This window comes from Phyllobacterium bourgognense (genome assembly GCF_003337575.1).
Taxonomy (GTDB): Bacteria; Pseudomonadota; Alphaproteobacteria; order Rhizobiales; family Rhizobiaceae; genus Phyllobacterium; species Phyllobacterium bourgognense.
In genome coordinates, this window is the sequence record NZ_QPJM01000006.1 from 50,681 (window position 1) to 63,678 (window position 12,998).

General features: G+C 57.4%; 13 protein-coding genes. 5 read left to right on the forward strand and 8 right to left on the reverse strand.

What is annotated here, in order from left to right:
• Window positions 1-24 precede the first annotated feature (24 nt).
• The gene (locus C7476_RS12430) at window positions 25-1,194 is read right to left on the reverse strand and encodes a pyridoxal phosphate-dependent aminotransferase (protein WP_114430242.1); all 1,170 of its coding nucleotides are present in this window, start codon (window positions 1,192-1,194) and stop codon (window positions 25-27) included.
• Window positions 1,195-1,287: 93 nt separating this feature from the next.
• Between C7476_RS12430 and C7476_RS12435 the strand changes: the two genes are divergently transcribed.
• Complete coding sequence (locus C7476_RS12435; protein ID WP_114430243.1) at window positions 1,288-1,965, forward strand: GNAT family N-acetyltransferase; 678 nt, start codon at window positions 1,288-1,290, stop codon at window positions 1,963-1,965.
• 233 nt (window positions 1,966-2,198) lie between these two features.
• Complete coding sequence (locus tag C7476_RS12440) at window positions 2,199-2,405, forward strand: hypothetical protein (protein ID WP_181872422.1); 207 nt, start codon at window positions 2,199-2,201, stop codon at window positions 2,403-2,405.
• 1 nt (window position 2,406) lies between these two features.
• Here C7476_RS12440 and C7476_RS12445 read toward each other — a convergent pair whose 3' ends face one another.
• The 4 genes from C7476_RS12445 to C7476_RS12460 all read right to left on the reverse strand — a co-directional run bounded on the left by C7476_RS12445 (window position 2,407) and on the right by C7476_RS12460 (window position 6,298).
• A complete protein-coding gene (locus C7476_RS12445) occupies window positions 2,407-3,456 on the reverse strand; it encodes a nickel/cobalt transporter (RefSeq protein ID WP_114430244.1) in 1,050 nt (349 codons plus the stop codon).
• Between the two features lie 12 nt (window positions 3,457-3,468).
• A complete protein-coding gene (locus C7476_RS12450; RefSeq protein WP_114430245.1) occupies window positions 3,469-4,128 on the reverse strand; it encodes a DUF1007 family protein in 660 nt (219 codons plus the stop codon).
• 80 nt (window positions 4,129-4,208) lie between these two features.
• Window positions 4,209-5,108, reverse strand: a complete 900-nt coding sequence (locus C7476_RS12455) for a LysR family transcriptional regulator (protein WP_114430246.1) — start codon at window positions 5,106-5,108, stop codon at window positions 4,209-4,211.
• On the reverse strand, window positions 5,108-6,298 hold the full coding sequence (locus C7476_RS12460) for an amidase (RefSeq protein WP_114430247.1): 1,191 nt from the start codon (window positions 6,296-6,298) through the stop codon (window positions 5,108-5,110). The genes C7476_RS12455 and C7476_RS12460 overlap by 1 nt, the downstream gene beginning before the upstream one ends.
• 537 nt (window positions 6,299-6,835) lie before the next feature.
• Here C7476_RS12460 and odc2 point away from each other — a divergent pair.
• Entirely contained in the window at window positions 6,836-7,969 is a 1,134-nt protein-coding gene (gene odc2 / locus C7476_RS12465; RefSeq protein ID WP_114430447.1) for an ornithine/lysine decarboxylase, read from the forward strand.
• Window positions 7,970-8,049: 80 nt separating this feature from the next.
• Window positions 8,050-8,664 carry a GNAT family N-acetyltransferase gene (locus C7476_RS12470; RefSeq protein ID WP_114430248.1) on the forward strand — a complete coding sequence of 205 codons (615 nt, stop codon included), beginning with the start codon at window positions 8,050-8,052 and terminating at the stop codon, window positions 8,662-8,664.
• Between the two features lie 200 nt (window positions 8,665-8,864).
• Here the strand turns inward: C7476_RS12470 and C7476_RS12475 are convergent, their stop codons facing one another.
• The 3 genes from C7476_RS12475 to C7476_RS12485 form a co-directional block, all read right to left on the reverse strand.
• A complete protein-coding gene (locus C7476_RS12475) occupies window positions 8,865-9,479 on the reverse strand; it encodes an alpha/beta hydrolase (protein ID WP_114430249.1) in 615 nt (204 codons plus the stop codon).
• Window positions 9,480-9,623: 144 nt separating this feature from the next.
• Entirely contained in the window at window positions 9,624-11,042 is a 1,419-nt protein-coding gene (gene gndA, locus C7476_RS12480) for an NADP-dependent phosphogluconate dehydrogenase (protein ID WP_114430250.1), read from the reverse strand.
• Window positions 11,043-11,144: 102 nt separating this feature from the next.
• Entirely contained in the window at window positions 11,145-11,978 is an 834-nt protein-coding gene (locus tag C7476_RS12485) for a MurR/RpiR family transcriptional regulator (RefSeq protein WP_114430251.1), read from the reverse strand.
• Between the two features lie 145 nt (window positions 11,979-12,123).
• Here C7476_RS12485 and C7476_RS12490 point away from each other — a divergent pair, with 145 nt between their 5' ends.
• Entirely contained in the window at window positions 12,124-12,957 is an 834-nt protein-coding gene (locus tag C7476_RS12490; protein ID WP_114430252.1) for an N-formylglutamate amidohydrolase, read from the forward strand.
• Window positions 12,958-12,998: the final 41 nt, after the last annotated feature.

Below are 12,998 nucleotides of genomic sequence, written 5' to 3' on the forward strand. Positions count from 1 at the left end.
CCTGCAGCCATCAGGTCCGGCCGACTACTTCGTCAGAAACTTCTCCATGCGCTCGATGGCGCGGAGGATGTTTTCCTCCGAGTTGGCGTAGGACAACCGGATATAGCCTTCGCCAAGAATGCCGAAATCCGGTCCGCCGATCAGCGCAACGCCTGCTTCGTCGAGAAGTGCTGAAGCCAGTTGCTTTGCGGGCCAGCCGGTCTCCTTGACGTTGGGAAACGCATAGAACGCGCCTTTGGGCGTGGCACAGCTGATACCGGGCAGGCTGTTCAGGCCATCGACGACGACCTTGCGGCGGTTGTCGAAAGCCTTGCACATTTTGATCACATCATCCTGTGGCCCGTCGATGGCGGCGATGCCGGCAAACTGGCTCGGCGCGTTGACGCAGGACCAGCAATTGACCGCGAGCTTGCGCACCTTGTCATAGAGCTGATCTGGCCAGATGGACCAGCCCATGCGCCAGCCGGTCATCGCCCAGGTCTTCGACCAGCCATTGAGGATGATCAGCCGGTCGCGAATCTGCGGGAAGGTAAGGAGCGAGCAATGTTCCTCGCCATCATAGGTCATGACGTCGTAAATCTCGTCGGACATGATCGCCACATGTGGATGGGCTTCGAGACCTTTCACCAGCTTTTCGATCTCGGATTTTGGTGTGACGCCGCCAGTCGGGTTGGCGGGCGAGTTGAGGATGAGAAGCCGGGTCTTCGGTGTGATCAGCGCTAGTGTTTCCTCGGCCGAAAATGCGAAGCCGTTTTCCTCACGGATCGGCACGGGAACCGGTTTGGCACCGGTAAATTCGATCATCGAACGATAGATCGGAAAGCCTGGATCCGGATAGAGGATTTCAGCGCCCGGTTCGCCGAAGATCAGGATCGCAGCGAACATCGTGACCTTGCCGCCGGGAACGATCATGATGTTTTCCGGCGAGACCTCGACGCCTGTCGTCGTGAATGTGCGGCGCGCTACTGCCTCGCGGGTCGCGAGCAGGCCGTTTGCCGGCGTATAACCATGATGGCCGTCCTTCAGCGCCTTGATGGCGGCCTCGACGATGTGGTCGGGTGTTTTGAAATCCGGCTGGCCGATGCCGAGATTGATGATATCCTTGCCTTGGGCGGCGAGAGCAGTAGCGCGGGCGAGGACAGCAAAGGCATTTTCTTCGCCGATACGGTCGAACCCGGAAATAGTGCGCAGCATTTTCTTGTCTCACATACAATTTTCAACTTCTGCTTTGTGTGCGGAGTGGCATAACAAGTCAAATACTCTCAATGTCAGCGAGCAAATTTCACTATGACTGATCTGAAAGACTGGACGCCACGCCCACTCCCGGCCCGCGAACCGCTCGAAGGCCGCTACGTGCGGCTGGAGCCGCTCGATGCCGCCAAACATGGCGACGGGCTCTACGAGGCATCGTCGGTTGCAGACGCAGGCGACCGGTTCAGGTTCCTGTTTGAAAATCCGGCGGAGGATCGCGAAGCATTTGCGGCGTGGCTGGAAAAGGTCGAGGCGAGCAAGGACCCGCTTTTCTTCGCCGTGATCGACAAGGCCAGCGGCAAGGTCGCAGGACGTCAGACGCTGATGCGTATCGACCCGGCTTTCGGGGTGATCGAGATCGGCAATATCTATTGGGGACCGCTGATTTCGCGAAAACCAGCGGCGACGGAAGCACAGTTCCTGTTCATGAAATATGCCTTTGAGCTCGGATACCGGCGTTACGAGTGGAAATGCAACAACGCCAATGAGCCGTCGAAGCGGGCGGCGGAGCGGTTCGGCTTCAAGTTCGAGGGCATATTCCGCCAGCACATGGTGCAGAAGGGCAAGAATCGCGACACGGCGTGGTATTCGGTGATCGACGGTGAATGGCCCGCGCTGAAGGCCGCTTACGAAGCCTGGCTTTCGCCGGATAACTTCGATGCCGATGGCAAGCAGATCAAGCGGCTGGAAGAGTTTCGGGTCGTCAGCGCCTAATCGGCTGGCGCGACTGCTGTGCGTGGTTCGACAGGCTCACCATGAGGGTACTGGTGGGTTGCAGGGAGCCAGGCTCTACACCGTTAGCAATTAAGACGAAGCCCACTACCTCCCTCATGGTGAGCCTGTCGAACCACGCACAATGGTGTTGCATTCAAAAATACCCCTGCACTTGCATAAAACCGCCATGCGGCTACAACGCGCTGAGATGTATTGAACAAGGGTAATCAAGCGTGATTGATCCGAAGACCCGTAATGCGGCCATTGCCGCCGCCTGTATCATGCTTGGCTTTGGCTTCGTCGCCTATTGGATGCCGACGCTGATGCTGGCGCTGGGCGAACGATCAACACTCGCGGCAGGGATTTTTGCCGTGGTCTTTGTTATCGGGTTCTTCCTGGTGTTCTGGCTGCGCGCCAGAAAACAGCATGAAAATGATTGAACTAAGATTGCAACGAGGCGGTTAGCAGCAGGACGCCAAAGAGCACGATGAACAGTGCGCCGCCAATCTCGATGATGTTTTGAACGCGCCCCGAAAGGGCGGAAGCGCCGGAAACGCGCAGCGCGACATTCTTTGCGGTCACAGCCAGCGTTGCCAATGTGGCGACGGTGATGAACGTGCCGAGCGCCATGGCGAAGACCGAGAGAACGCCGCCGAGGACGAGGCCGTTCAGCAGTGAGAAGGTCAGGACGATCAGTGCGCCGGAGCAGGGGCGAAGGCCAACGGCGATAATTGCCGACCACGCGGTTTTCCAGTTAAAATCACCGGCGATCATCGCCGGATCTGGCGCATGGGAATGGCCGCAGGTCTCGCAGACTTCCCCTGCCGCGTGATTGTGATGATGGCCATGGTCATCATGATCATGGCTGTGGGCGCCGTGCGAATGACCGTGATCGTGATGGTGATGGTGATCGTGACCCGCCACAATCTTTTCAGGCATCAGGTGCGCGACACGCGGGCGGAAAAGCACCGGCACCTTGCGCCATAACAGCGACAGGCCAAAGGCGATGATCAGAATGAAGCTCGCCATTTCCATATAACGCGTGGCATCGTCCATCGAGACCGTCGTGCCGCGTAGCACGAGGAAGGTGAGGCCGATGACGAAGATCGCTGTGAAAGCCTGCAGCATCGATGACGCGAAAGAGAGAACGATGCCGCGCTTCAGGGTGGTTTCATTGGCCAGCATATAGGACGAGATTACCGCCTTGCCATGGCCGGGACCGACCGCATGCAAAATACCATAAAGGAATGACAGGCCAACGAGGATCGACGCTTGCCATGGGTCTTCGCGCATGCCTTTGAGTGCATGCGTCATGGCAAGATAGAAACTGCGCTGCTGCATGTTGATCCAGAGAATGATTTCCGCGAACGGCCCTGTCGGTTGCATGGCAACCTCGTTCATGCCTATGCCAAGCGAAGTTTTCTGCGCCAGCGCATGGCTACTGAAATACACTGCGAGGGCAAGGGCGCCGAACAGGGTTCTTTTCCGCATGTTATCTCCGCTCTAACTCTTGGCCGGGCATTCGATTTCAAGGCGCGTCGCGAATATCTTCGACATGTTGGTGCCGGTGGGATCGTTGAAGAACGCGTCTGTCAGTGTGCCCTGGTTTTGAGCGATCGCCTGATCGGGATCGGGGCGCACGACCTTCTGGGTGCAGCCTTCCGGGACGCTGGCAATGTGGATGTCGCTATCATTCACGTAATCGATGGCTGTGTAGAATGTCGGATCGTAGACGCCGAAGCTGGTCTTCTTGCCGAGCTTCAGCGGCTGTTTCGGCTTGCTTTCGAAGATGATAAGCAATTGGTTGTTTTGAAAATCGGCGATCAGATGGTCGGGCGCTGCCATGACAATGGTCTTGCCATCGAGCTGCACCGTCTGGAAGTAATCGAACTCGGAGACCGAATCGTTGATGGTGCTGGCCAGATCGGCGAGTTCCTTGTCATCGAGTTTCAGATCGCCATTCTTGTCAAATTCGACGAGGACAGTGCTGGAGAACAAATCGTCGAAGCGCCAGACATGACCCAGTTTCTCGACGGTGCCGTCGGGCTTGATGGTGATATCCAGACGCGCTTCGGCAAAGACATGCGGATGCACGTATGCCGGCGTGGCGAAGGTCAATCCCGCCGCCAGTGCGCCGATGAAAACCCCGAATCGTTGGTGCATGGAGTTGCCCTTAAGTGTTGGTGCAGAGGACTATGCGAAATTGGCGAAATTGGGACGATATACTATTACAGCATGATTGCTTAGGTGCGGCGGTTGTCCTTGAACCACTTGGTCAGATAATCGACAAGAACCCGCACTTTCGCCGGCAGGTAGCGACGATGCGGATAGACCGCATAAATTCCGGCGTCATGCGTTATGAATTCGTCGAGGATGGAAACCAGCTTGCCGCTTTCGATATCCGGCTGCGCAATGAAATCAGGCAGCAGGGCAAAGCCCAACCCGGCGAGCGCCGCGCGCCGGGTTGCGAGAGGGCTGTTGATTTCCATGGGACCGGATAGCTGGACGGAAATCGCTGGCCCGTTCTCTTTTTGGAACTGCCAGGTATTGCGGGAGCGATTGTTGGTATCCACGATACATGGCAGCGAGGTAAGCTGCTCGGGCCGTTCAGGTTTTCCAACGCGTTCAATCAATTCACGCGTGCCGCAGGCGATGACCCGAAAGGGGGCGAGGCGCTTGGCAATGAGGGACGAGTCCTGCATGCGGGTGATGCGTATGGCGAGATCGAAACCTTCCTCGACAAGATCGACAAAGCGGTCGTCCAGCCGCACATCGAGGATGATATCGGGCTGCTCGGCGCAGAAATCGATGAGGCATTGGCCGATATCGGCATCGGCAAAGGATCGCGAGGCCGAGATCTTGATGCGGCCCCTGATATCGCTGCTCGATTCGCGCACCGTTTCCTGCAGACTCTCGACATCACGCAGGATTTCGCTGGCGCGCTGGTAGTATGTGTGGCCCGCCTCGGTCAGGGAAAACTGCCTCGTTGTACGGTTGAGGAGTAACGCACCAAGTTCATCTTCCAGTTCGCGCACGTATTTGGACAGGAGAGCCTTGGACCGCCCGATCTTCCGCGCTGCCGCCGAAAATCCTTCCGCTTCAACGACGTCGATAAAAGCGCGCATGCGGGTGAGCGTGTCCATCAGGTTCTTTCTGTCGACCCGAGAATGGTCTTGCCAAGCTTGATCAGGGCGCGGTCGCTGCCTTTCGGCCCAATCAACGAAATGCCGAAGGGGGCGCCGTGTACTTCGCCCAGCGGCAGGGTGATCTGGGGGAAACCGGAAAGGCCGGAAAGACAGAACAGCCGCACGCAGCGCTCACGATAGGCCTGGCTATCCTCGAAAGACGTGCTGACGAGCGGCGCTGCGCCCGGGACTGTCGGCAGGACCATGATGCCGTCGTCCTTCAAGAGGTCGGCCAACTCGCTGCGGAATAGCTCGCGGCGTGTCATTTGCCGTTGGTAGGTTTCAAGATCGATGCTCGAACCATAGTCGAACCGTTCCTTGACCGCAGGACCGAGATTGCGCTCCTTCGCGGAAATCCATGCGCCGTGTTCGCTCCATGCTTCAAACGCCTGGACCTGACGCAGACACAAATAGAGATCGTCCATGGATGCGGTTGGCTGACGCGCCGAGCGGGCATGGCCGAGATGGCCGCTGACAATCGCGTACATGTTCCGGTAGGCCGTATCTTCCGCTTCGCCAAGCAGGAGGTGTTCGAGCAATGGAAAGAAGATCGGACGAATGAGTTTGAGATCGGAAGCGTCCGGGCCAAGCAAAACGTCGCCGACCTTCTCATAGAGCGCAATGTCCTTGGCGAACCAGCCGAACGTATCCAGCGAATGCGCGAGCGGCATGGTTCCTTCGAGGGAGATGCGTCCGTGGGTCGTGCGAAGACCCACCAGACCGCAAAAGCTCGCCGGAGCACGGATCGATCCACCCGTGTCGGAACCGACTGCAATGGTGGCAAGACCGCCCGCTACCGCCGAGACGGACCCCGAAGACGAGCCGCCTGTCACGCGATCCGGGGCCTTCGGGTTTATCGGGAAAGGAAAATGGCTGTTCTGGCCCATCATCGAGAAGGCGAGCTCGTCGGTCTGGGTCTTGCCAATGAAGCGAGCACCCACATCGAACAGGCTTTGAACGGCAGGGGCAGTTCGGCTTGCAGGCACTGATTCGTCATATTTCTGCGGATTTCCGCAACCGGTACGCATGCCGGCAACGTCAAATATGTCTTTGACGCCGAGTGTTTCGCCGTTCAGCGGGCCATCGCCCGATGAAAGGTCAACCGGGGGTAAATCAAGAAGGGCATTTAGTGGGGGAATTGTGCTCATCGTTCAACGATTCTAGGCTATTTCGACCCTGCTGTTCAATGAATAAAAAATTTTGCCCTGCCCCATTATTTTCATTGATTGGACACATCTTTCCTCTTATATGCCCCTTGCCCAAAGTCGCACGTGCCCATGGGTGTCCGCCGATCTTCATTATGGTGAGGAAACGGTATGGTACCTGGAACTAACCCCTCCAGTCAGTTTGTCGGCCTACCGCCAAGCTGAGGACATCTGAAGCAACGACGGTGCGGGCCTTTCTGGTGTCTTTCGGCTGTCCATAAGCCGGAATTACTGAAGAGGCACACCTTCATTGCCGGTAGTGCGGATGGGTTCATCCAAGCCAAGGCAGACAAAGCGGACTGACGCTGACCTAGCGTTGATCCATCGCCGCATGACCATTCGCGTGTTCCAGCATCTCCAAAGGCTGGCTTCACGAGGGACGGATTCATGCACTTTGTCCTTGCGATTTTTCAGGGCGCGTCCCGTGAAATCGCGATTGCTTGAGCGGCCATACCAGCCGCTATGGAATTGGAGTTTAACATGGCTACGCAGCGCATTCTCGACTTCATCAACACCCGACGTCCGAACGGCCCTTGCATGGTGCTCGATCTGGAAGTGGTGCGTGAGAATTATCATAATTTCGAGATGGCTTTGCCGGAATCGAAGATATTCTATGCGGTGAAGGCCAATCCTGCGCCGGAAATCCTGCGCCTGCTCGCTTCGCTCGGCTCCAATTTCGACACGGCCTCTGTCGCCGAAGCCGAAATGGCGCTTGACGCCGGAGCGACGGCTGACCGTATCTCTTACGGCAATACGATCAAGAAGGAACGCGATATTGCGCGCGCTTTCGAGCTCGGCATCCGCCTGTTCGCCGTCGATTGCATCGAAGAGGTCGAGAAAGTAGCCCGCGCTGCTCCCGGTTCCCGTGTATTCTGCCGCGTGTTGACAGATGGTGCCGGCGCCGAATGGCCGCTGTCGCGCAAGTTTGGCTGCGTGCCTGCGATGGCCGTAGATGTTCTTCTTGCCGCGCAGAAGCTTGGCCTCGACAGCTATGGCGTTTCGTTCCACGTTGGGTCGCAGCAGACGGACCTTGCTGCCTGGGACCGCGCGCTCGGCGATGCGAAGTATGTCTTCGACAAGCTTTCCATGGAAGGCATCACATTGAAGATGGTCAATATGGGCGGTGGTTTCCCGACCCGTTACCTCAAGGACGTGCCAACCGCCCAGGCCTATGGCCAGGCGATCTTCCAGGCATTGAGCAAGCATTTCGGCAACCGTCTGCCCGAGACCATCATCGAGCCGGGCCGCGGCATGGTCGGCAATGCCGGCGTGATCAAGGCTGAGGTCGTGCTCGTTTCGAAGAAGGCTGCCAACGACAATGTACGCTGGGTCTATCTCGACATCGGCAAGTTCGGCGGACTCGCAGAGACGATGGACGAGGCGATCCGCTACCAGATCACCACGCCGCGCGATGGCGACCTCGCCGAGCCTTGCGTCCTTGCGGGCCCGACCTGCGACAGCGCCGACGTGATGTACGAAAAGAACCCCTATCCGCTGCCGATCTCGCTGACCATTGGCGATGAGGTGCTGATCGAGGGAACTGGCGCCTACACCACGACCTACTCGGCGGTTGCCTTCAACGGGTTTGAACCACTGCGATCATACGTAATTTAAGGGCTTTTGCCCGTGACGAACTGCTGTCCGGCTCTCACCGGACAGCGATGACGCACCCTTATGTTTGATTGGTCGAGACAATGAGCGCAGTAGAATTCATCGAACAAAATCTGCATCCGGACGGATCGCAGGCCTTTATCATACGCAATGAGACGGCGCTGGACGAACGTGCCCGCGAAGCTTTGCTCGACCGCGCCATGGGCGAGGGACGCCGCCGCAAGTCGTCGGAAAAGCTGCGCCGCGGCCGGCTCCCCTCCGAGGGACTGGCATTCGTCGCACGCGGGATCAATGGTGCGCTACTCGGCACAGTGCGGCTGTGGGACATCCAGGCTGGACATGATGCGGCAGGCAAGCCGGTACGGGCATTGCTGCTTGGACCGCTTGCGGTCGAGCCCTCACTGAAGGGCAAGGGCATCGGTGTGGCACTGATGCGGCACGCAACAGCAGAAGCTGCGCGGCTCGGCCATGGTGCTGTCATCCTGGTGGGCGATCCGGAATATTACGAGCGCTTCGGCTTCAGCGGTACGAAGACAGCAGACCTTGCCATGCCGGGTCCGGTCGAACGCCGGCGCTTTCTGGCGCTGGAACTGAAGGCAGGCCATCTTGAAGGATGCCATGGGTTGCTGACCCCAAGGGGACGCCGCTCATCGCATGCGATGAGGGTATTGCCAGTTTCGCTGCGGTTCTCGCGATAGGACAAAAGCCGACACCGATTATCTCTCCCCTTGCGGGAGAGAAAGCGATTCCAGCATCTTAGCTCTTGCTAAGTGCTAGAAATCGCAAGTGAGGGGATTTGCATCACTCGACTACCCCCTCTTGGATTTTCTAAAAATTTAGCAAGGGCTAAATTCAAAAAATCCTTTCTCCCCCACAAGGGGGGAGATAACCACGCAATTTACGCCGTAGCGCGAATGAAACGTTCTATGGCGGTGACTTCGCTTTGCTGGATTTCGTGGCCGCCGGAATGCCAGACGAGATCAGTCTCGACCCCTTGCTCGATCAGATAATCTGCGAAGGTCTGCGTCAGAACCGGCGGACAGATCGTGTCCAACCTTCCTGCTGTGATCAAAGCGCGCTTGCCAGCGAGGCCGATTTGCGGCGCTGGGGTCCACGGAACCAGCGGATGCATCAAGACGGTTTCATCGAAAAGCTCGGGATGGGACAGCATCACGGAAGCGATCATGTTTGCGCCGTTGGAATAGCCAAGTGCCACTGTTTTCGATGGCTTCGCCTTGTCTTTGTGCGCGCGAATAAACTTCGCCATAGCGCTGGTACGCGCGGCAAGGTCGTCCATATCATAGACGCCTTCGCGCGTCCGGCGAAAGAAGCGTGCGGCGCCATGCTCGGAGACATCGCCGCGGGGTGAGACAATTCCGGCTTCCGGCAGCAATTGTCTGCCAAAATCGAAGAACTGGTTTTCGTCACCGCCGGTGCCGTGAAACACGAAAAGCAACGGACTTCCCGGCCGTTCAGCAGAATAAACACGATGTTGGTAAGTATTGGTCGACATGTCTAACCTTTCAGTGCGACGTCTTCGTCCGCTTGGCTATTTGGTTGGGTTTGCATGCCTCACAGATGTGGCGGGAGCCAGGGTGATTAAACCCGGCTCCCGCTTGATGCATTGTCGCTGTCCCATAGACAATCCGATTGACGATTAATTTGCTTCCGACCAGGGACCATGAAAATCGCCTTCCTCACCGATCCGTTTGAAGCCGTGCGCACCGAAGAAATCACGCTGAGCCTGGATGAGGTTAGCTGTGCCGCGCGCCTGCCGGAAGCTATCAAAATAGCCTAGCGCGGCCGCCAGCGCCGGCGTCGGCAGACCTGCGAGAGCGGCTTCGGCGACGATCTTGCGCAAGGATTGCGATCCGGTTTTCATCCGTTCGACGAAGGCCGGCGCGAGCAGCAGATTTTTACCTTCTCTGCCTTCAAAGGCGGCAGCGATCTGGTCGAGGAATTGCGAGCGGATGATGCAGCCGGCGCGCCAGATACGGGCGGTGGTGGCGAGCGGAATATTCCAGCCATGTTCCTTCGACGCGCCGGCCATGACGTCGAAACCTTGGGCATAGGCCGCGATCTTTCCAGCCAGAAGTCCTTCTTCCAGCGCGTCGATGAATGCCTGGCCGCCATCTAAAAGCTTGGCGGTGCCGAGGTCGCCATAAGCTTTTGACGCTTCGCTCCGTTCCTTGACCAGCGACGAGATCGATCGCGCGGCCACGGCTGCTTCAATGCCGGTGGCCGGGATACCGAGCATCTGCGCCTCGATCGCGGCCCAACGCCCTGTTCCCTTCTGGCCAGCGCTATCGAGGATGACGTCGACGGCGGGTTCTCCAGTCTTCTTGTCGGTTGCAGCCAAGACCTTGGCGGTGATCTCGATGAGGTAGGAATTCAGCGGGCCGTTATTCCATTTTTCGAAAATCCTGCCGATTGCCTCAGGTGTCAGTCCGAGGCCGTCGCGCAGCACACCGTAGACTTCTGCAATCATCTGCATATCGGCATATTCAATGCCGTTGTGGATGGTCTTGACGAAATGGCCGGCACCATCAGGACCGAGCAGGGCGGAGCAGGATTCGCCGTGGTACTTCGCGGAAATTGCGGTCAGCACGGGCTCTATACGGGCATAAGATTCCGGTGTGCCGCCAACCATGATCGACGGACCGTGGCGCGCGCCTTCCTCACCGCCGGAAACGCCCATGCCAACGAATGTCGGATCGTTTGGTCCGAGTTCGGCAAGACGGCGCACCGTATCGTGAAAATTGGCATTGCCGGCATCGATGATGATGTCCTCCTTGGCGAGGAACGGCTTCAACGCGGCAACCTGCTCGTCGACGGCTTCTCCGGCTTTGACCATCAAGATGATCGGGCGCGGTGCTCGGATATTCTTCGCGAGATCTTCCAGTGTTTCGCAAGGGATGATCTGACCCTTCAGGCTGCCAGCCTCTTCGTAGAACTCGCGGGTCTTTGCCACTGTTCTGTTGAAAACCGCGACACGATAACCGTTTTCAGCGATATTGAGCGCCAGATTGGCACCCATGACGCCAAGGCCAATCAACCCGATGTCAGCTTGCTGCATGATTTTTGTCCTTGCTTATTTCGATGCTTGGGCTCGAAGGGACGTCTTCGACCCGTGATGGGCATTTGTATAGCAATGGCAGGGACTGGTTGCATTCACAATCTAATTGTCACGCAGCTTTTCCATGTCGCGGATGCGTGTCGCACTGGTCTTTTCCAGTTTGCGGGTCACTTCTGCGATCAAGGTCTCGGCTACTAGAAAGAGCGTCGCGGACGAATCCCAGGGCGAGGGCACGGCGGTGCGGCCGGCGATGACATGACGGGCGAAGCGGGCGATGGGCGACAGCCATTGATCGGTTATCAGGACAATCTCGACACCGCGCGCCTGTGCCTTTTCGGCGAAGCGAATCAGGCTCTGCTGATAGCGGCGGATATCAAAGATGACGAGGACATCCTTCTTTCCCATGTCGATCAGGTGGTCGCGCCAGTGGCTTTCCTGGCCAGTGAGGTGAGTCACACCCGGTCGGGTGATCTTGAGATGCGCGGCCATATATCTGGCAATCGGATCGGTAAAGCGGCCCCCCAGAAGATAGATGCGTGCGCGGTTGCGGCTGATGGCGTCGGTGACATCATCCAGTTGTTGTGCCGAGAGATGTTGAAAGGTCTCGCGAATGTTCTCGATTGCGGCCTCCATGAGAGGGAATGCGGCGCCGCTTTTTGAAGGCTGGATCGCTGCTGCCCGATTCCATGGCGACTGTACCTGCGCCGCGAGTTCCTCCTGCAAAGCTCCCTGGAAATCCGGGTAGCTCTGGAAGCCAAGGCGGGAAACAAAACGCAGAATCGTCGGCGAACTTACGCCGGCCTGAGTCGAAAACTCGGCCACAGTACGCAATCCGATCAACGGATAATTGGCGATCAGCGTCTGCGCAGCCTTGCGTTCCGATGTGGGCATCGCGTCGATTTTCTCGGCTATCAGCTCGGAAATGCTGGTTGTCATCGCTTTTTCCTGTCTTTGCCATGACCCGAACCCCGGCTAAAAGTTATTTCGGATTTGACAATCTTGTCTGTTATGTATCAAATCATACGAGAGTGGAAATAAAAACAGAAAATGTAACGTAAGATACAGTTGCCGAAGAGGGCAGATGGGTCAACGCCTTTCTCAAGGGACGCCGCGGGCAGTGGCAAACGACTGGCATCCAGTCCGGGTATCGAACCCTGACGGGCACTCGCAGTTTGTCATCCTTTGCGACCATGCCTCCAATCACATACCGGCAAGTTTTGGGACGCTGGGCCTTGATCCGGATGATTTGCAGAAGCATATCGCCTGGGACCCCGGCGCGCTCGGCGTCAGTCAGGTGATGAGCCGGGAGCTCGACGCGGCATTGGTTGAATCCTGTGTGTCGCGCCTCATCGTCGATTGCAACCGTCCACTCAACGCACCGGACCTTGTGCCCTCGTTAAGTGAAGTGACGACAATCCCTGGTAATGTGGATCTGAACGAAGTCGCTAAATCGCAGCGAATAGCGCTTTCGCACAAGCCATATCACGAGGCCATCGAGAAACTGGCACATGAACGGGCAGGCAAAGGCTTGCCTGATCCGACCTATGTAGCGGTGCATTCCTATACGCCCGTTTATCGCGGTGTGACCCGTCCCTGGCACATCGGCGTCATTCACGATGACGATGACAGGGTTGCCGCGCCATTGATTGCCGGGCTGCAGGCGTTGAGTGAGTTCAATGTCGGCATCAACCAACCTTATTCACCGGCAGACCGTGTCTATTACACTCTGGAGCGACACGCTTCTGCCTTTGGATTGCCCGCTGTGATGATCGAGATTCGAAACGATCTGATCACGACAGCTCAAGAACAACAGGCCTGGGGCAAAATGCTATCCAGGCTGCTGACGGAGAACATACAAAACCCGCCGCCGGGAATGACGGGGATATCAAAGAAGGAAACGGTAAACGGGAAGTAGGGGGCACAGCTCCCAACAGGGCGGTATCTGACGTTGGAACT

What these genes read in the sequence shown, in the direction of transcription:
- gndA (WP_114430250.1), bottom strand. Translation starts at nt 11,042, where the DNA reads ATGCAGCAAGCTGACATCGGGTTGATTGGCCTTGGCGTCATGGGTGCC.
- C7476_RS12450 (WP_114430245.1), bottom strand. Translation starts at nt 4,128, where the DNA reads ATGCACCAACGATTCGGGGTTTTCATCGGCGCACTGGCGGCGGGATTG.
- C7476_RS12470 (WP_114430248.1), top strand. Translation starts at nt 8,050, where the DNA reads ATGAGCGCAGTAGAATTCATCGAACAAAATCTGCATCCGGACGGATCG.
- C7476_RS12445 (WP_114430244.1), bottom strand. Translation starts at nt 3,456, where the DNA reads ATGCGGAAAAGAACCCTGTTCGGCGCCCTTGCCCTCGCAGTGTATTTC.
- C7476_RS12455 (WP_114430246.1), bottom strand. Translation starts at nt 5,108, where the DNA reads ATGGACACGCTCACCCGCATGCGCGCTTTTATCGACGTCGTTGAAGCG.
- C7476_RS12460 (WP_114430247.1), bottom strand. Translation starts at nt 6,298, where the DNA reads ATGAGCACAATTCCCCCACTAAATGCCCTTCTTGATTTACCCCCGGTT.
- odc2 (WP_114430447.1), top strand. Translation starts at nt 6,836, where the DNA reads ATGGCTACGCAGCGCATTCTCGACTTCATCAACACCCGACGTCCGAAC.
- C7476_RS12490 (WP_114430252.1), top strand. Translation starts at nt 12,124, where the DNA reads ATGGGTCAACGCCTTTCTCAAGGGACGCCGCGGGCAGTGGCAAACGAC.
- C7476_RS12430 (WP_114430242.1), bottom strand. Translation starts at nt 1,194, where the DNA reads ATGCTGCGCACTATTTCCGGGTTCGACCGTATCGGCGAAGAAAATGCC.
- C7476_RS12485 (WP_114430251.1), bottom strand. Translation starts at nt 11,978, where the DNA reads ATGACAACCAGCATTTCCGAGCTGATAGCCGAGAAAATCGACGCGATG.
- C7476_RS12475 (WP_114430249.1), bottom strand. Translation starts at nt 9,479, where the DNA reads ATGTCGACCAATACTTACCAACATCGTGTTTATTCTGCTGAACGGCCG.
- C7476_RS12435 (WP_114430243.1), top strand. Translation starts at nt 1,288, where the DNA reads ATGACTGATCTGAAAGACTGGACGCCACGCCCACTCCCGGCCCGCGAA.